21 protein-coding genes are annotated in these 18,484 nt (G+C 37.5%); 19 read left to right on the plus strand and 2 right to left on the minus strand.

Going from position 1 to position 18,484, the window contains the following annotated elements:
- Window positions 1-8 precede the first annotated feature (8 nt).
- From nrdR to pepT, 8 genes are read left to right on the plus strand one after another with little or no spacing between them, the layout of a single operon-like run.
- Entirely contained in the window at window positions 9-482 is a 474-nt protein-coding gene (gene nrdR / locus B5D30_RS07250) for a transcriptional regulator NrdR (RefSeq protein ID WP_078807396.1), read from the plus strand.
- A complete protein-coding gene (locus tag B5D30_RS07255; protein ID WP_078807397.1) occupies window positions 479-1,831 on the plus strand; it encodes a replication initiation and membrane attachment family protein in 1,353 nt (450 codons plus the stop codon). Before nrdR ends, B5D30_RS07255 begins: the two co-directional genes overlap by 4 nt.
- Window positions 1,832-1,861: 30 nt before the next feature.
- Window positions 1,862-2,818, plus strand: a complete 957-nt coding sequence (gene dnaI / locus B5D30_RS07260) for a primosomal protein DnaI (RefSeq protein WP_078807398.1) — start codon at window positions 1,862-1,864, stop codon at window positions 2,816-2,818.
- A 25-nt stretch (window positions 2,819-2,843) separates the two neighbouring features.
- Window positions 2,844-3,575: a nitroreductase family protein gene (locus B5D30_RS07265; RefSeq protein WP_078807399.1), complete on the plus strand. Its 732-nt coding sequence runs from the start codon at window positions 2,844-2,846 to the stop codon at window positions 3,573-3,575.
- Window positions 3,568-4,281 (plus strand): tRNA (adenine(22)-N(1))-methyltransferase, encoded by a 714-nt coding sequence (locus B5D30_RS07270; RefSeq protein ID WP_078807400.1) that lies wholly within the window; start codon window positions 3,568-3,570, stop codon window positions 4,279-4,281. The genes B5D30_RS07265 and B5D30_RS07270 overlap by 8 nt, the downstream gene beginning before the upstream one ends.
- A complete protein-coding gene (locus B5D30_RS07275; RefSeq protein ID WP_078807401.1) occupies window positions 4,268-5,071 on the plus strand; it encodes a Nif3-like dinuclear metal center hexameric protein in 804 nt (267 codons plus the stop codon). The genes B5D30_RS07270 and B5D30_RS07275 overlap by 14 nt, the downstream gene beginning before the upstream one ends.
- Window positions 5,043-5,303: a hypothetical protein gene (locus B5D30_RS07280; protein ID WP_144399525.1), complete on the plus strand. Its 261-nt coding sequence runs from the start codon at window positions 5,043-5,045 to the stop codon at window positions 5,301-5,303. The genes B5D30_RS07275 and B5D30_RS07280 overlap by 29 nt, the downstream gene beginning before the upstream one ends.
- Window positions 5,300-6,556: a peptidase T gene (pepT, locus tag B5D30_RS07285; RefSeq protein ID WP_078807403.1), complete on the plus strand. Its 1,257-nt coding sequence runs from the start codon at window positions 5,300-5,302 to the stop codon at window positions 6,554-6,556. Before B5D30_RS07280 ends, pepT begins: the two co-directional genes overlap by 4 nt.
- Window positions 6,557-6,665: 109 nt before the next feature.
- Here pepT and efp read toward each other — a convergent pair whose 3' ends face one another.
- Window positions 6,666-7,223, minus strand: coding sequence for an elongation factor P (gene efp, locus B5D30_RS07290; protein WP_078807404.1), 558 nt, complete (start codon window positions 7,221-7,223; stop codon window positions 6,666-6,668).
- 251 nt (window positions 7,224-7,474) lie between these two features.
- Here efp and hrcA point away from each other — a divergent pair, with 251 nt between their 5' ends.
- The 11 genes from hrcA (at window position 7,475) to B5D30_RS13660 (ending at window position 16,711) form a co-directional block, all read left to right on the plus strand.
- Entirely contained in the window at window positions 7,475-8,560 is a 1,086-nt protein-coding gene (gene hrcA, locus B5D30_RS07295; protein ID WP_078807405.1) for a heat-inducible transcriptional repressor HrcA, read from the plus strand.
- Between the two features lie 3 nt (window positions 8,561-8,563).
- Window positions 8,564-9,103, plus strand: coding sequence for a nucleotide exchange factor GrpE (grpE, locus tag B5D30_RS07300; RefSeq protein WP_078807406.1), 540 nt, complete (start codon window positions 8,564-8,566; stop codon window positions 9,101-9,103).
- Window positions 9,104-9,182: 79 nt separating this feature from the next.
- Window positions 9,183-11,000: a molecular chaperone DnaK gene (dnaK, locus tag B5D30_RS07305; protein WP_078807407.1), complete on the plus strand. Its 1,818-nt coding sequence runs from the start codon at window positions 9,183-9,185 to the stop codon at window positions 10,998-11,000.
- Window positions 11,001-11,183: 183 nt separating this feature from the next.
- Window positions 11,184-11,606, plus strand: a complete 423-nt coding sequence (locus B5D30_RS07310) for a hypothetical protein (RefSeq protein WP_078807408.1) — start codon at window positions 11,184-11,186, stop codon at window positions 11,604-11,606.
- A 95-nt stretch (window positions 11,607-11,701) separates the two neighbouring features.
- The gene (locus tag B5D30_RS07315; RefSeq protein ID WP_078807409.1) at window positions 11,702-12,058 is read left to right on the plus strand and encodes a hypothetical protein; all 357 of its coding nucleotides are present in this window, start codon (window positions 11,702-11,704) and stop codon (window positions 12,056-12,058) included.
- A gap of 21 nt (window positions 12,059-12,079) precedes the next feature.
- Window positions 12,080-12,913: an SDR family NAD(P)-dependent oxidoreductase gene (locus B5D30_RS07320; protein ID WP_078807410.1), complete on the plus strand. Its 834-nt coding sequence runs from the start codon at window positions 12,080-12,082 to the stop codon at window positions 12,911-12,913.
- A 119-nt stretch (window positions 12,914-13,032) separates the two neighbouring features.
- A complete protein-coding gene (gene dnaJ / locus B5D30_RS07325) occupies window positions 13,033-14,208 on the plus strand; it encodes a molecular chaperone DnaJ (RefSeq protein WP_078807411.1) in 1,176 nt (391 codons plus the stop codon).
- Between the two features lie 173 nt (window positions 14,209-14,381).
- Window positions 14,382-15,116, plus strand: coding sequence for an acyl-[acyl-carrier-protein] thioesterase (locus B5D30_RS07330; protein ID WP_159443254.1), 735 nt, complete (start codon window positions 14,382-14,384; stop codon window positions 15,114-15,116).
- On the plus strand, window positions 15,106-15,876 hold the full coding sequence (locus B5D30_RS07335) for a TIGR01457 family HAD-type hydrolase (RefSeq protein WP_078807413.1): 771 nt from the start codon (window positions 15,106-15,108) through the stop codon (window positions 15,874-15,876). Before B5D30_RS07330 ends, B5D30_RS07335 begins: the two co-directional genes overlap by 11 nt.
- A complete protein-coding gene (locus tag B5D30_RS07340; RefSeq protein WP_078807414.1) occupies window positions 15,873-16,523 on the plus strand; it encodes a TIGR01906 family membrane protein in 651 nt (216 codons plus the stop codon). Before B5D30_RS07335 ends, B5D30_RS07340 begins: the two co-directional genes overlap by 4 nt.
- 50 nt (window positions 16,524-16,573) lie before the next feature.
- Window positions 16,574-16,711 (plus strand): hypothetical protein, encoded by a 138-nt coding sequence (locus tag B5D30_RS13660; protein WP_159443255.1) that lies wholly within the window; start codon window positions 16,574-16,576, stop codon window positions 16,709-16,711.
- Window positions 16,712-16,843: 132 nt separating this feature from the next.
- Here the strand turns inward: B5D30_RS13660 and B5D30_RS07345 are convergent, their stop codons facing one another.
- The gene (locus tag B5D30_RS07345; RefSeq protein WP_078807415.1) at window positions 16,844-18,466 is read right to left on the minus strand and encodes a hypothetical protein; all 1,623 of its coding nucleotides are present in this window, start codon (window positions 18,464-18,466) and stop codon (window positions 16,844-16,846) included.
- Window positions 18,467-18,484: the final 18 nt, after the last annotated feature.

An 18,484-nucleotide genomic window follows, 5' to 3' on the forward strand; every position in this document is an offset into this window, starting at 1 on the left:
GTGCTTTTATGCGTTGTCAAAAATGCGGTAATAACCATTCAAAAGTAGTGGATTCAAGACAAAGTGAGGACGGGCGTGCGATCCGTCGTCGTCGTGAGTGCGAAGAATGTGGCGAGAGGTTTACTACCTTTGAGCGAATCGAAGCGACCCCACTTCTTGTGGTCAAGAAAAATGGCACACGTGAGGAATTTAAGCGTGAAAAAATCCTCAATGGCTTGATTCGTTCGGCAGAAAAACGACCTGTTGCTATGGAAGATATGGAAAAAATTGTTGACCATATCGAACAAAGAGTAGCAGCCTTAGGAAAAAGCGAAGTGCCAACAGATTTAATCGGTGAGTATGTAATGGAAGATTTAGCCGAACTAGATGAAATTTCTTATATCCGATTTGCAAGTGTGTATCGTGAATTTAAGGATATGTCGGTCTTTTTAAGAGAACTAGAAGATATTGTGAAAAAGGCAAAGAGGAGTAATGACAAATGATAGACGCACCAAAATCAAGTGAAATTGTCTTCATTGCAAGAAGTCGGAAAATGACCGATAGCGAAGAGGCAGCTTTGTTAAGATTGTATCAGCCGATTTTAGAGGCAAAAGCTGTTTCGCTCTATCTTACGCTTGTTGACCTTGCTCCACGAGATTTTGACAATCCGTTGTTAATCGCTGATTTGTACGCAACAACGCAATTAATCGGCAAGGAATTTGAGCATACACGAGGATTGCTTGAAGGGATTGGTTTGGTGGAAACGTATGAAAAATTTTCATCAAAATATGGCAAAATTTACAAATACATTTTGCACGCACCTAAAAACGCTGGAGAATTTTTTCAAGATAGAACTCTTTCTTCGTTTTTGCTTCATTCAGTTGGGGAAAATAGATTTTCTTTGCTTGCAGAGAGTTTTCAAACGGACGATTTAGATGTTTACGGCTATTTTCCAACAACGAGAGAATTTCATGAAGTATTCGGCTATGAAGTGGAAAATGTAGTGTCAGATGAGGAAAAACTTGCCTTTGCCAAAGCGAAAAGCTATGAATTGCCTAAGAAAAAACTTGAGGTAGTTGGCGGGAAATTTGATGTATCACACTTTAAATATTTGCTTACGCAACTTGGTGCGAAATTGAAAGATGAGGACATCAACGAAATTTATATTCTTCATGAATTGTACGGTTTAAATGAAAATAACATGATTGAACTGGCAAAAGATGTGGTGGAAATGGGAGATGATACGCTTGATATTGAAAGATTTTCTAAGCATATTCGGAAACTTTCTGCAACTGGTGCGGTTGAAAAACGTTTGCACTCTAATGAAGAAGAAGTGAAAAAAGAAGAAGAGGAAGTTACCGTTCAAGAATTGCAGAAATTAGGAGCAACAGAAGCGGAAATTCAAATGGTAAAAGATGCTCAAGAGCTTGCTCCTATGGATTTTTTACGAAAAATTCAAAGAGAGCAAGGTGTTTCACCAAGCAATTTGGAAGATTGGTTGCTTGATGATGCGATACGCAAATCACCGCTTAGAGCCTCTGTTCTCAACATTTTAATGCACTATATCCTCGTTCAAGAAAAAATTCCTTCCCTTGATTATAAAAATCAATTTGTTGAGGGGAAACGTGAGTTTGAAAAGAGGAAAATTGTTTCTGTTGTTGAAGCGATGAAATTTATAAAAGAAGAAAAAACTTCGAGAAATACGACGAAAAGAAGTTATACTCGCAATAGAAATCAAGGAAGAAAAATAAAAATGCCTGAATGGTGGGATCAAAAGCTGGAAACGGACGCTACAAGTGAGGACATTCAAGGAATGTTGAACAATATGAAAAATAATGTAGATGACATATAAGGTACCTAAATCAAAAAATGAGGTGAGAAAATGAGTGAAATGAACAATGTATCAGAAAGTGCCAAATCTTATTTTGCCAGTCATCCAGATTGGAATGAACGCTATAAAGCATTGATAAATGAGGCATTTGAAGATGAGGAAGTTCAACAATTTTTGAAGGAAAATAAGGACAACTTGACAAAAGAAGAAGTGAAAAATAGCTACTCGAAACTTTTTGAATTTGTCAAAGAAAAACGGAAAGTAGCAGAAGGTGCGGAGAATCAGTTGGCAAAAGGGTTTCGTCCGAGATTGGTGTTAAATCACCATTATATTGATGTGCAATACGTGCCAACGGAGGAATATCGTCGCTATGAGGAAGAACAGCGAATCAAAAATTGCGTTGAGCTAATGGATATGCCTGTATCTATTCGTTCGGCAGATTTAGACGGTTTACTCGCCTTACCAGAGCGTAAGAACGTAATGCTTGAGCTATCAGACTTTTTAACGGACTTTGCTAAGGAAAGACAAAAATTCCACCAAGGTTTATATATTTATGGCAATTTTGGTATCGGAAAAAGCTATCTTTTGGGTGCGATTGCAAATGAATTTGCAAGAAGAAAAGTCCGCACGATTATGGTGCATTTGCCGAGTTTTATTGAAGAAGTCAAAGGAAGTTTTCATTCTAAAGATAAAACAGACAACACAAGTGAGAAAATTGAGCGAATCAAAGAAGTTGAAATTTTGATGATTGATGATATTGGAGCGGAAGATTTGACGGAATGGAGTCGGGACAGTCTCTTAGCGGTGATTTTACAATATCGTATGCAGGAGGAGAAAATTACCTTTTTCTCAAGCAATTTGAACTTTGAAGATTTAAGAGAACATTTAACCATTACGAAAAATAACACTGAAAACCCGATGAAAGCAAGACGAATTATGGAACGTGTGAAATTTTTATCCAGAGAAGTAAGAATGGACGGGAATAATCTTCGAGTAAAAGAAGATTGAAAAATAACAGAACAGGAGAACAGAAATGAACGAAACAATTAATTTGCTAAAAAATCACAAGTCAATTCGTAAATTTGATTTAAGTTACACGATTCCTGAAACGGACATGAAAGAAATTTTTGCCGCAACACGTCAAGCAGCAACTTGGATGAACGGACAATTTTACTCAATGATTGTCGTAAAAAATAAGGAAACAAGAAGAAAATTGTACGAACTGGCACCGCCTCATATGACATTTATTGAAGAATGTAATGAGTTAATCGTTTTTGTTGGTGATATGCACAGAACTTCTGTTGCAAGTGAAATGCACGATACTGAAAATTTAGCTGTCGGGATTGAGCCGATTTTAATGGCAAGTGTAGATGCTTCTTTGGCAGCACAAAATATGTGTGTAGCGGCTGAAAGTTTAGGACTTGGCACGGTTGTAATTGGAATGATTCGTCCTCATGCAGTAGAGGCGGCGGAACTTTTAGGCTTGCCAGAAAAAACATTTCCACTTTTCATGGTAGCTTTAGGAAAACCGACAGAAGAAATGCAGGTGAAACCTCGTTTGCCAGAAGAACTGGTTGTGCATGATGAAACATATAAGGAAGTAGACGTTGAACTTTTGAAATTGTATGATGAAGTGGAAAAAACGTTCGCAGGAGAACGTACAAAATACACTTGGACGGAGAAATTTGCGAAATATTTCTCACGCAAACCACATGAGGAAAGTACGAAACAATTAAAAAAGGCGGGTTTGTTGGAGGATGAATGAGTTTCAATTATCTAAGCGATTGGAGACGGTAGCGTCATTTGTGCCGAAAAAATCAAGAGTGGCAGATATAGGGAGTGATCATGCGTATTTGCCGATTTATTTGGTGAACCAAGGGGTGATTGATTTTGCAGTAGCAGGAGAAGTCGTGAAAGGTCCTTTTGAAAATGCCAAAAATCAAATCATAGAAAGTGGTTTGACGGAGAAAGTAATTGCACGTATGGCAAGTGGGTTGAATGCGATTGAGCAAGAAGATGAAATTGATGTGATTACCATTTGCGGTATGGGCGGGATGTTAATTGCCAATATTTTAGAGGACGGTTTTCAAGAAGGAAAGTTAAGTGGCAAAGAACGACTTATTTTACAGCCAAATGTGGTAGAGGTAGAAGTGAGAATGTGGCTGAAAAATCATGCTTATAAAATTGTGGCAGAAGAAATTTTGGAAGAAAATGAAAAAATTTATGAAATCATTGTCGCCGAAAAATCTTCTGAAGAGGTAGAATTGTCGATAGAAGAGGCGATATTTGGCGTTGAATTGCCAAAGAAAAATAGTGCGGTATTTGTAAAAAAATGGCGACAGGAACAAAAACATATTGACCGGATCATAGAGAATTTACAAAAAGCGAAAAAGCCCAATCTATCAAAAATAACAGAGTTAGAAGGAATGAAAAAGAGGATTGAGGAGGTGCTGAAACATGCTGGCAAGTGAGGTAATCAAGAGATTTGAGGAGTATTGCCCTGAAAAACTTGCAATTTCAGGCGACCCAGTAGGTCTGCATATTGGCACATTGAACAAAGAAATCAAAACGGTTATGACGACACTTGATGTGCGACCAGAAGTGGTTTGTGAGGCGATTAGCAAAGAGGTTGACTTGCTAATTGCCAAACATCCACCGATTTTTCGACCAGCTAAAAGGCTAGATACCGACAATCCACAAAACAAAATGTATGCTGATTTATTAAAACATGACATCAACGTTTATGCTGCACATACGAATATCGACATTGTAGAGGACGGGTTAAATGATTGGTTTTGTGAATTGTTAGGAATAGCAAACCCTGAATTTTTAGAGAAAACACATGAAATCAATGGCAAATTTTACGGCATTGGTCGCATTGGCAAATTGCAAGAGAAATTATCGCTTGTTGATTTTACCGAAAAAGTGAAAGAAGTTTTCACGCTAGACAGCTGTCGAGTGATTGCCGAAGATTTCGAGAAAACAATCGAAACGGTGGCGATTTGTGGCGGTAGCGGAGAAAAATTTTATCCAAGTGCTTTAGAAAAAGGGGCGGATTTGTATATTACGGGTGATATTTATTATCACACAGCTCACGATATGTTAGCCAATGGACTTTCAGCGATTGACCCAGGGCATCATATTGAAGTATTGTTTACAGAAAAAATTGCTGAAAAATTGCAAACATGGAATGTAGAAAATAATTGGCAGTTGACGATTTTGAAGTCAGAAGTTGATACGAATCCTTTTAAAGTGCGATAAAAAATATTTTTATGCTGTGACTTTTAACCTTGATTTTAGAAACCAAGAACCAGACGGATTTCTAGGATATTTACTCGTTTTATTCGCCACTTATCTCATGATAGTAGGCGGTGTAAAACTTTGTCAGGAAAGTAAGAGAGTTAAATATTTGCTTTTTGCTATCAAGGAATTTGTTGCAGCTAAAAGAAGTAAAAATATAAATAGACCTAAAAAACAAGGAGAAATCAAATGAACCAAAGAGAAGAATACAAAAATTTATTACCAAGATTTTTAAAATATGTGAAAGAAGAAACAAGGTCAAATCCAGAAAGCACAACAACACCAAGCACGCAATCGCAAGTAGATTTTACGAAAAATATTTTGATTCCAGAAATGGAAGAAATCGGTCTTACAAATGTGCATTATTTGGAAAGTAATGGCTATGCCATTGGTACACTTCCTGCAACGAAAGGCTATGAAAATGCACGTAAAATCGGTTTTATCGCACACGTTGATACGGCTGATTTTAATGCCGTCGGTATCAATCCTCAAATCATTGAAAATTATGACGGAAAAAGCGACATCAGTCTTGGCACATCTGAGTGGAAATTAACAACAACAGATTTTCCAAATTTATTAAATTACAAGGGCGATGATTTGATTACAACAGACGGCACAACGCTTTTAGGAAGTGATGATAAAAGTGGGATTGCTGAAATTATGACCGCAATGGAGTTTTTGATTGCTCATCCAGAAATTCCACATGGAGAAATTCGTGTTGGATTTGGTCCAGATGAAGAAATTGGTGTCGGAGCAGATAAATTTGATGTAGAGGACTTTGATGTTGATTTTGCCTATACAGTGGACGGTGGCCCGCTTGGTGAATTGCAGTACGAAACATTTAGTGCAGCAGCAGCTGATATTACGATTCAAGGGAAAAATGTTCACCCCGGAACTGCGAAAAATACGATGATCAATGCTTTGCAAGTAGCCATTGATTTTCACAATCATTTGCCAAGCGATGAAGTTCCCGAAAAAACAGACGGCTACCAAGGCTTTTCACATCTGTATAAAATGACTGGCACACCAGAAGAAGCACAAATGCAATATATTATTCGTGATTTTGAAAAAGAAGATTTCTTAAATCGTAAAAATTCTTTTATCCAAATTGCTAATAAGATGAACGAGAAATTTGGTCAAGAACGTGTGAAACTCGTATTGAAAGACCAATATTATAACATGAAAGAAGTTATCGAGCGTGATATGGAAGTGGTAAATTTGGCAAATCAAGCGATGATTGCAGCAGGCGTTTCCCCTGTTCTATCAGCGATTCGTGGTGGAACGGACGGCTCCAAAATCTCATTCATGGGCATTCCAACGCCAAACATTTTCGCAGGCGGAGAAAATATGCACGGACGTTTTGAATTTGTGTCGCTTCAAACAATGGAAAAAGCAGTAGATGTGATTGTGAAAATTGTGGAGTTGAATGTTAGGGGGAGTGTTTAAACGTTACCTTGAGTATTGCACAATCATTCAACCAATCGTTTTAAGAGTATGTTGATAAATCAATAAAAAAAGAGGTTTCCTACATCAAGGAAACTCTCTTTTTAATTTGCTACGCTCGTTTCAAATAACTTCCTTCGGCTGTGCCGATTTCAAGTTTTTGTCCTACTTCGATGAAGTCAGGGACGTTTACAACTAAGCCTGTTTCCATTGTTGCGGGTTTTCCGCTCCCTGTAACAGTTGCTCCTTTGATAGAAGGTTGTGTTTCGACAACTTCGAGGATAACAGTTGTAGGAAGAGTAATTCCGATAACTTCTGAACCGAAAAATTGAATTTTTACTTCTGCGTTTTCTAAGATGAATTTCAATTCATTTTCTACAACAGCCGTTGGAATTTCATACTGCTCAAAAGTTTCTAAATCCATGAAGAATGCAGTGTCATCCATTGTGTATAAATATTGTACTGGTTTTGAGTCGATGTGTGCACGTTCAAATTTTTCTTCTGGACGATAAGTTGTATCAAAGTTCGCACCAGAACGAACGTCTTTTAACTTCATACGCATAACAGTGTTCCCTTTTCCGGGTTTGTGGTGGCTTGCTTCTAGCACTTTGATGAGCTTGTCACCATTGACGAATGTCATACCTGCTTTTAAATCACTTGCTGAAATCATAAAAATCCTCCTGTATTTTTAAGGTCAATTTAGAACCTTAAAATATTTTTTTCTCACGCATACTAAGGTATCAAATTTTCTTAAAAATATCTATCATTTTGTGCGAAAAAATAAAAATTGGCACTCGGTATAAAAGAGTGCTAATTTTTGAGAGTTTTTTCTTGACAGAAAACATACGTAGAGGTAAACTAAAACATGAGGTTAGCAGTCACGTGTTTAGAGTGCTAATTTTAATGAGTAGAGTGAGGTGAATGAATTTGACGTTAAAAGAAAGACAGCTACAAATTCTGAAACTTATCATCCAAAATTATGCACAAACGAATAAGGCAATTGGTTCGAAAGCTCTCATAGATAAAGGGATAAAGGCAAGTAGTGCAACGATTAGAAATGACATGAGTGTGCTAGAAACGCTAGGTTTGATTGAAAAAAACCATACGTCTAGTGGGAGACAGCCGACCATTTCAGGTTATAAACTCTATGTCGAAGGATTGCTTAGTGCGACATTGCAAAAACAACGCAACGAGACATTGCGTAGAAGTTTAGCAGGCAATTTTCCAAAGTTAACTGATTTGCTAAGCTATTCCGCACAGCTGTTGAGCGAAGTGACTAATACGACGACATTTTTATTTTCGCCAAGCATGGATTTACGGCGATTGACGGATTTTCAGCTGTTCAAGCTAAATCATACGCAAAAAATTGTTCTTTTGGTTTACGACTATACGCAAGTTGAAACGAATATTCTCTCGGTAGGCGAACATTTGCCTGAGGAAGAACTTTTGAGACTTGCTACCCTTGTGCAAGAACGATTTATTGGCAAACAATTTGGTGAAATTCAGCAACAGGTGAGAATGAATTTACCAATGGTGATGTATCAAATGTTTCATTTTCCAAGCGAAATTGCGGCATTGCTAGAAACCATTTTTTTAAATGATGCAACAAGGCAAGTGTATATTGCTGGTAAAATGAATTTCCTTCAATCAGTAGAGGCAACTTCGATTGCGGCATTTAAAGAAATGTACCATTTTTTTACGCAAGATGAGCAATTAGTTCAGCTGATAGAGCAGAAAACAAAAGAGGACTCATTTGCGACTCGTGTCTTTATTGGAAAAGATTTAGGACATCCATTACTTGAAGAGATGTCGCTGATTACGACACATTATGAAATCACCAATCATGGTGTGGGGAGCATTGCTTTACTTGGAGCAAACAATATGAACTATGAAAAAACACTTAGTCTAGTTCACTCGTTTTCAATGGAGTTGAGTGAACGGCTGAATGAATATTATAGATATTTAGATACCAATAGTTTTACAGAACGCAGAAAGGAATGGTTATAGAAAATGTCAGAAGAAATCAAAGACGAAACATTGAACGAAGAAAATGAAAGTGTGGAGGAAACTACTGAGGAAGTGGAAGTAGAAGAAGTTGAGGAAGTCATTGACGAAGTGGCAGAACTGAAAAAATTGCTTTCTGAAATGGAAGATAAATACTTGCGAAGTCATGCAGAAATGCAAAATATTGCCAGACGTTCTCGTGAAGAACGTGAAACACTTGTTCGTTATCGTTCGCAAGACTTGGCGAAAAAAATCTTGCCGAGTTTGGATAATTTAGAACGTGCGTTGGCAATTCCAGAAATGGATGAAAATGTTCGCAAAGGTCTTGAAATGGTACAAGAAAGTTTGAACAATGCATTGAAAGAAGAAGGGGTGATTGAAATTTCACCAAAAGATGAAGTTTTCGATCCAAATGAACATCAAGCAATTCAAAGCGTGCCAGCAGCTGACGGAGTAGCGTCAGATACTGTTGTTGAAGTCTTTCAAAAAGGCTATAAACTACATGAGCGAATCTTACGACCTGCTATGGTTGTGGTGGCGAGCTAAAGAAACATTCTCGACCGAAATGTCATAAAACTACAAGAAAAATTAATAATGAAATTAAAAAATAAAGGAGCAAACAATTATGTCAAAAATTATCGGGATTGACCTTGGAACAACCAACTCAGCAGTAGCAGTATTAGAAGGAAACGAAGCGAAAATTATTGCCAACCCAGAAGGAAACCGTACAACACCGTCTGTTGTATCATTTAAAAATGGTGAAATTCAAGTAGGTGAAGTAGCAAAACGTCAAGCAGTAACAAACCCTAATACGATTTCTTCTATCAAACGTCACATGGGTGAAGAAGGCTTTAAAGGAGTAGAAATCGAAGGGAAAACTTACAAACCTGAAGAAATTTCTGCAATGATTTTACAAAACTTAAAAGCAACAGCTGAGGCATATCTTGGTGAGACAGTGGATAAAGCAGTTATCACCGTTCCAGCTTACTTTAACGACGCACAACGTAATGCAACAAAAGTAGCAGGGAAAATTGCAGGTCTTGAAGTAGAACGTATTGTCAATGAACCAACAGCAGCAGCACTTGCGTATGGTTTGGATAAAACAGATCGTGATGAAAAAATCTTAGTATTTGACCTTGGTGGAGGTACTTTTGACGTATCAATCCTTGAACTTGGTGACGGGGTGTTTGATGTGCTTTCTACAAGTGGGGACAATCACTTAGGTGGAGATGACTTTGATAACAAAATCATTGACTTCTTGGTAGCAGAATTCAAGAAAGAAAATGCGATTGACTTGTCACAAGATAAAATGGCAATGCAACGTTTGAAAGATGCAGCTGAAAAAGCAAAAAAAGATTTGTCAGGTGTATCAAGCACGCAAATTTCACTTCCATTCATCACTGCAGGGGAAGCAGGACCACTTCACTTAGAAGTAACATTGACTCGTGCAAAATTTGATGAATTAACCGCAGACCTTGTGGAACGCACGAAAACACCAGTTCGTCAAGCATTGTCTGATGCTGGTCTTTCTACAAGTGAAATTGATGAAGTGATTCTTGTGGGTGGTTCTACACGTATTCCAGCGGTAGTAGAGGCAGTCCGCAAAGAAACAGGAAAAGAACCAAATAAATCTGTAAACCCTGATGAAGTAGTAGCAATGGGTGCTGCGATTCAAGGTGGTGTGATTACTGGAGACGTAAAAGATGTTGTCTTGCTTGATGTAACACCACTTTCTCTTGGTATTGAAACAATGGGTGGTGTATTTACTAAATTAATTGACCGCAATACAACGATTCCTACAAGCAAATCACAAGTATTCTCAACTGCTGCAGACAATCAACCAGCTGTTGACATTCATGTATTGCAAGGGGAACGTCCAATGGCTGCGGACAACAAAACACTTGGTCGTTTCCAATTAACAGATATTCCACCAGCACCACGTGGGATTCCACAAATCGAAGTAACATTTGATATTGATAAAAATGGTATCGTAAATGTTTCAGCAAAAGATTTGGGTACGCAAAAAGAACAAAAAATTACCATTAAATCTTCTTCTGGCTTGACAGATGATGAAATCGAACGCATGGTGAAAGATGCTGAGGCAAATGCTGAGGCGGATAAAGCTCGTAAAGAAGAAGTAGAATTGAAAAATGAAGCAGATGCTTTGTTGTTCACTGTTGACAAAACGTTGAAAGAACTTGAAGGAAAAGTTGACGCTGACGAAGTGAAGAAAGCAGAAGACGCACGTGATGAGCTGAAAGCTGCTGTTGAGGCGAACAACCTTGAAGAAATCAAAGTAAAACGTGATGCTTTGAACGAAATCGTACAAAGTTTGTCTGTAAAATTATATGAACAAGCTGCGGCACAAGCTGCAGGAGCAGAAAATGCTGCTCAAGGAAGTGCTGATGATGTAGTAGACGGCGACTTTGAAGAAGTGAAGTAACAACCGAACAGCTTGAGACAGTCAGTGGCTTGTGGGATGCGAAGTCACTGACTGTTTTTTTGAAAAAAACCATGAAATTTATTTTCTTGTTAAAAATGCCCCAAAAATTTCATGATTTTTGTTACAATAATAATATCTAAGAATTTCCTTAGATAAAATATATAGAAAAACAGGAGAGAAAAAATGAGCAATCTTAAAAAAGCGACTCTAGTAGGTTGTTTGCTACGCAGTGCGGTTTCCCTTTGGGGAATCATCCAAGCGATTATGCTACTTACTTCGCCAAGTGCAGAAATGGAAGAAGCATTATCACAAAGTGGACTCGGTGAAAACTCAGCAGAAATGGTTAAGAGCTTAGCGTCAGGACTGGTAGTTACGTCCCTTGTCATTTCGCTTGTGTTCTGTGCGATTTGCTGGCTTGGTTATTTCAAAATCGAAAAATCTTCAGGAAAAGGCTGGAAAATTTTCTTCTTAGTCTATGGGATTCTTATGATTGTAACCAATATACTGGGCATTTTAGCTGACCCAATAAATGCGATTCTAAGCATTGCGACAGGTGTTGTGTTTATTTTGGTTTTTACTACAAAAGGTGAACCAGAAGAAGAGTAAGGAACAATGAAAGCAAGCTCTACAAATTGGGACTCTCTCGTCCAATTTGTAGAGGCTTGTGATTGTTCTAATGCAAAAGAAAGTGGTGGGGAGAATTGAGTAGTGCGAAAATTTGTGGATTGATAGGAGCAATTTTGAATAGTTGCTATGTATTATTTTTGTGTTTTATTATGCTTATCATGAACGTTTCGGGCGAATACAATGGTATGTTGACAATGGGCGTGATAACGTTTCTTGCCTTAGTAATCATGTGTTTATGTTGGGGTGCATTTGCAAAAATGGACAAAGCAGGTGAGCAATTGTGGAGAATTTTTCTTCTTGTTATCGGGATTCTTGCAATGCCGTGTAGTTTTTTTATAAATACGCCAGCAGGTGTGTTGTTTATTTTAGCTTTTGCTCTGAAATCAAAAATGCAACAAACTCAAAAAGTGGTGGATGAATTGGATTTCTAACACAGAAGTGGAGGGTGAGGAATGTCTGAGAAAAAAGTAGTGATTATTACAGGTGCCTCAAGTGGTATGGGGTTTGCGGCGGCGAAATTGTTTGCCCAAAATGGTTGGATTGTCTACGCAGGAGCAAGACGAGTGGAACGCATGAAAGAACTTGAACAATTTGGCGTTTACATTTGCCCACTCGATGTAACGAGTGAACTCTCCGTTCAATCATTTATCGAAAAAGTTCAAACCGAGCAAATGAGAATAGATGTCCTAGTCAATAACGCGGGCTACGGTGAATATGGACCAGTCGAAGAAATTCCACTAGAAAATGCAAAATATCAATTTGACGTGAATTTGTTCGGTGTTGCACGAATGACAAATGCTGTATTACCAACAATGAAAAAGCAAAAAAGCGGAAGAATTATCCATATTTCTTCTATTGGTGCAGATGTCTACACGCCACTTGGTGCGTGGTATCATGCAACGAAAGCGGCACTTAGTATGTATAGCAATGTGCTAGATACTGAAATTACCCCTCTCGGTATTCGTTCTATCGCCATTCAACCGGGTGTTACCCAAAGTGAATGGAGTGAAATTGCCATGAAAAATGCGGAAAAAAATCTAAAAGAAAATTCGAGTTATCAAGATTTGGTCATAGGAGTCAAAGGACTTATGTCAACTGTTGAAACAGGTGCGACAAGTGAAAAATTAGCCCAATTGTTTTACAAAGCAGCAACCACTTCTAAGCCTAAGTCACGTTATTTTTACTCGTTTTCTGATAGAATAATGGTGGCAATAGAAAGGATTTTTCCTCGCTTGTATCGTTTTTCGTTAGAAAAAATTATTCAGCGGGCAAAAAAATCAAAATAACAAACGATTACGGAAATGTCTAAAGGCTGAGGAGGCTCTCTGCTTTTGGAGATTTTCTTATGAAAATTGAAATGAAAATTTGAATATTAAGGATACAAATTATAAATTGGAGGTTCCAAATGGCGGACAAAAGAGATTATTATGAAGTGCTAGGTTTATCAAAAGGTGCAACAGATGCAGAGATAAAAAAAGCCTATCGTAAATTAAGTAAGCAATATCATCCAGATATTAACAAAGCAGCAGATGCAGAAGAAAAATTCAAAGAGATTTCTGAGGCATATGAGATTTTAAGCGACTCACAGAAAAAAGCTGCGTATGACCAATATGGTTTTGCCGGAGTCGACCCAAATTATGGTGGCGGTGCAGGCGGATTTGGCGGTTTCGGTGGATTTTCTTCGAGTGGCGGAGGATTTGATTTTGAGGACATTTTGGGCAGTTTCTTCGGTGGTAGCGGAGGATTTGGTTCAAATGCGAGAATGAATCCAAACGCTCCACGAGCAGGAGAAGATTTGCAATACACCCTTAGACTTTCTTTTGAAGAGGCGATTTTTGGTGTGCAAAAGGACATTGAATATACTCGTCAAGATGAATGTGGTACTTGTCATGGAAATGGAGCAAAACCCGGTACGACACCAGTAACTTGTTCAAAATGTCACGGTTCTGGTCGTATAAATATTGAACGTCAAACACCGCTTGGTCGTATGGTTACACAGCAAACGTGTGACGCTTGTCGAGGGTTAGGGAAAGAAATCAAAGAAAAATGTGTAACGTGTCATGGTGCAGGACACGTGGCAAAATCACATAAAGTAAAAGTCAACGTTCCAGCAGGTGTTGAAGAAGGTCAACAAATGCGACTAAATTCACAAGGTGAAGCGGGAGCGAATGGTGGTCCATATGGTGATTTATACGTCATTTTCAGCGTAGCAGCAAGTGACAAATTTGAGCGAAAAGGGGCAGAAATCTACTATGAAATGCCGTTGAACTTTGCTCAAGCAGCGTTAGGAGATGAAATTGAAGTGCCGACTGTTCATGGCGAAGTGAAATTACGCGTGCCTAGTGGTACGCAAACGGGGACGAAATTCCGCTTGCGTGGAAAAGGAGCACCAAGACTTCACAGCGGTGGGAACGGCGACCAAACGGTTATTGCGAAAATTATCACACCAAAACATTTAAACGAAGAACAAAAAGAGGCACTTCGTGCATTTGCTAAAGCAAGTGGAGATTCCATTTCAGAGTCTGATGAAGGTTTCTTTGACAAAATGAAAGACGCTTTTGGTGGGAAAAAGAAAAAATAGAAACGAATAATTGAAAAGCTAGGAAATCCCCTGAGTCTCCCTCTTATAAACGGATAAGTTTTTAGAAATTTGAGCGGACACAACGGAATCCTAGCTTTTTTGGTGTAGCTGAGAACTGTTTTCTCCAAAATATGATAAAATGAAATCAACTATAAAAAATGTCGGGGGATACTATGGGAAAACAATTTATCAAAGATTATCAAGTGACGTATTATGATTGTGATGCAAAATCGAGAATGAAACTTTCTACGTTATTGAATGTAGTTATTTATTTTTCTGGGATTCAATCGGAAGACTTAAATAGAAGTGATGAATATGTCCACTCGCTTGGTGTAACGTGGGTGGTGACCAATCATGAAATTGAAATAAAGCGATTGCCAAAAAAGAAAGAGAAAATCGTCGTTATAACAGAGGCGAAAAGTTACAATCGTTATTTTTGTTATCGTGATTTTACCGTTCAAACAGCAGACGGCGAAGAATTAGTTGTGGTTCATTCGACATTTGCATTAATGGATATAGAAAGTAGAAAAATGGCAAGTGTGACGGAGGAATTTCTTGCTCCATATGAAAGTGAAAAAACAAAGAAAATCAATCGTCCGTTAAATATTTCACTTGAAAAAGTGGATTATGAGCGTGACTATCCTGTTCGTTTTTCCGAGTTAGATGTCAATCATCATGTGAACAATGCTAAATATATAGATTGGTTACTCGATGTGTTGGGCTATGACTTTTTGATTGCACACACACCAAGGAAACTTTCCATGCGATACGTGCGTGAAATAGAAGAAGGAACAATCGTAAAAAGTACCGCACAAGTTGAAGGTTTAGAAACGAAACATCAGATTTCAGTTGACGGTGTTTTGCATACGGAAGCGTTGATAGAATGGAGAAGAGAAAATGAAATATAAAGGTTATTTGATAGATTTAGACGGTACGATTTATTTAGGAAATCAAGGGATTCCTGCGGGGAAACGATTTGTGGAAGAATTGCAAAAGCGAGAAATTCCGTTTTTATTTGTGACGAATAACACGACAAAATCTCCCGAAGTCGTAGCGAATCGATTGGCAAATGAATTTGACATACACGTAAAAAGTGATTTAATCTATACCGCCACTCTTGCAACGATTGATTACATGAAAGAGTTAAACCGTGGAAATAGTGTGTATATTATCGGTGAATATGGACTAAAAGAGGCGATTTTTGATGCTGGTTTTGTTTGGAATGAAGTAGACCCAAGCTATGTCGTGGTAGGATTGGACAGTGATTTGACTTATGAAAAAGCGGTGAAAGCGTCCCTTGCCGTACAAAATGGAGCAACATTTATTGGTACCAATCCCGATTTGAATATCCCAACAGAGCGTGGATTATTGCCGGGAGCTGGAAGTGTGGCACGTTTTATTGAGGCAGCGACACAAGTAGAGCCAATTTACATTGGGAAACCGAATGCGATTATTATGAATAAGGCAGTAGATAGTTTAAATATTCACAGAAGTGAGTGCCTAATGGTAGGGGACAACTATTTGACGGATATTCAAGCAGGAATAAAAAATGATATAGATACTTTGCTTGTCACCACGGGCTTTACAAGTCCTGAAGAAGTGCCAAACTTGCCCGTTGCACCTACTTTTGTAGTAGCGACACTTGATGATTGGGACTTTGACAAATGAAAATAGAGAATCTAAAAGAATTTTTTGGCAAATTTTGTGTTTATATGAGCATTTTTCTAGGAAGTATTGTGTTTGTCATTCATGCAAAATTTTTGTATTTAATTATTTTACGCACAGAAAAATTACAAAATATAGTTCCATTAAGCGAGAAAGAAATTATCAAAAATTATGATGCTTTAATGGACTACATGAACAATCCATTTGAGAAAACTCTTGTAATGCCTAACTTTCCTTCGTCTACGCAAGGCTTGATTCATTTTGCTGAGGTGAAAAATTTATTTATCTTAGCGACTGTTTTATTTGTTTTGGCGTTCCTTGGTGCCATTTGGTATCTTTTGAAAATAAGACGTGAAAATGCTTGGTGGAAATTCATTTTTTCTGTAAAAATCGCTATGCTTGCTCCATTTGTCATTGGCATTTTCTCCGCTTTAAATTTTGATGTAGTTTTTACTTTGTTTCACAAAATCCTCTTTCGCAATGATTTTTGGATTTATGATGCAACAAAAGACCCGATTATCAAAGTATTACCAGAAAACTATTTCCTTTTGTGTTTCTTTGTTTTCTTTGGACTGGCAGAAATTTTATTGGCAGGATTGTTTTGGAAAGCGAGAAAATCAATAAAGGGCAACTCTAAAAACTCCGCTTAAGACTAAATTAGCTAGTTTTTCTTGTTTTCGAGAAAATCGACGAAAGCTATGTGGTTCATAGAAAAGCGGAGAGGGGCGGTCAGGAGTTTGTCGTAGTGAGCCACAGCATTTATTTACTGGAAACGAAGTTTCCAGTGCTGTTGCGAACTGCGACCCAACTCCTGCCCCTCGTAGCTAGACAAGGTTGAGGAGATTGACAAAGAAAATCGGAAAACTAGCAATTTAGGATAAGTGCGAGTTTTTAGAGGTGCCCTAAAATAAAAAGACTCTCAATCACTTAGTTAGTAGGAAGTGATTGAGAGTTTTGTTTAGAGTTACTCTTATAGATGCTCAAACTGCCAATTTTTGACGGTGTTGGCAAAATTTTCTAGCATAGGGTCGCTCGTGCCAATTCGCCATTCAAAAATAGAGGCATTGATTGCTTTTTCGTTACTAGCAATGATGTCTGTAATGTAAAAGTTGGTTGTTTCATCAGGAAAATCCTGAAAATTTGCACGAAGATTAAATTTTTGCATTAAGGCTTGTTCAATAAATTGTTTTTTCGCAATCCCACCAAATACTTCAATGCAAATATTTGCTTTGACAATGTAGTTATTGATTATATCCTCGTTGTAAGAGGAGTTGTTGTAAAAAGTCAAGATCGCAGGGTGAATCAATTGACTAAAATAATTATTGAACAAAGAGCAACTAGCTTTCCCATTGAAAATCAGGCGATTTAACTTAGGAAAATGCTCACTCAATGATTTGGTCGAACTCAAAATAATCGGTGTAACAATTGGATAGTGATGTTTGAAATACTCCAAATTACTTTTCATGCCTGTATCGTAGTTTTCAAAAAATAAAAGTTGCAACAGCACTTTATGAAAATTTTTGCTAAACAGAAGTTTATCTTCGTGTTTAAAAGGTTGCTTAAATTTGTCTTCAAAAAGACTCATAATAATAGACTTCGTCGAGTCGAGATCTGCTTTTAGGCGAGTGCTGAAAAAATCATCAAAACTTGCGGTAAAAGGAAAATCAAAGACATAGAGAAAATTAATAATAAAAAACGTCTCCACTTTTAATTGCTCAGGAGCGATTTTTTTGCTAAGCTCCTTTTGGAAAATAGAGATGATATTTGCCAGTCGTGTATCTTTGATCAGTGCTGTATTATTATAATATTTTAATTTTGTTTTAGACAAAAAGTTCTCGTTTAGATTGCGAATCGTTGTTACTCCGATGAGAATCATGAGAAATTGTTCCCATTTAATTGATTGATAAGCAAGGTCGTCTTTTAATTCTGACATAATGATTTTTGCGTGTTCATTGACTTGATAGTAAAATCTCTTAAAACGCTTGTCCTGCAAGGAAGTTTCAAGTTCGGTAAGAGCATTGAAGTTTCTCAAATATTGCACAAAGAGAAAAATGCGGATACTTTTTTCTTCTCCTTCAAACACATATTTTTTATTAATACTAAAACCAAGTGGTTTAAAACTCTCATTTAACTCATCACGTTTTTTTCTAAGCGTATTTGGGCTAATGGAAAACTCACGATTAGAAGAAGGTGAAGGCTGTATATTTTCTGTTAGCCAGTCCATCATTTCAAAAGAAGGCATCGTTTTCCCTCGAAAAGCAGCGTAAACGAGTAAAAATTTGATACTTCCTAGCAAATATCTATCCATAAGATAAGAAATATGAAGTGGCAAGGAAAGGTCGTTTACTATTTCATTTCCAACAAACTTGAGAGGAATTTTTGATTCTAAATTGTAAAACAAAATGTCCTCTTCTATCTCTTTGATATAACGCTCAAAACTCCGTTGGCTTTTTGAGCTAACTCCTAAGGAATCTAGCATTTTAGCAGTATGTTCATGAAAAAAAGCTGCATCAGCAAATTGTTTGCATTCCCTTTGAATTGTAAGCAACATGACAATTTTAATAGTTTCTTTTTCCTCTAATAGCTCGAACATATAAAGCACCCCTTTTTA

This window comes from Pilibacter termitis (assembly GCF_900167335.1).
GTDB classification, from domain to species: domain Bacteria; phylum Bacillota; class Bacilli; order Lactobacillales; family Streptococcaceae; genus Pilibacter; species Pilibacter termitis.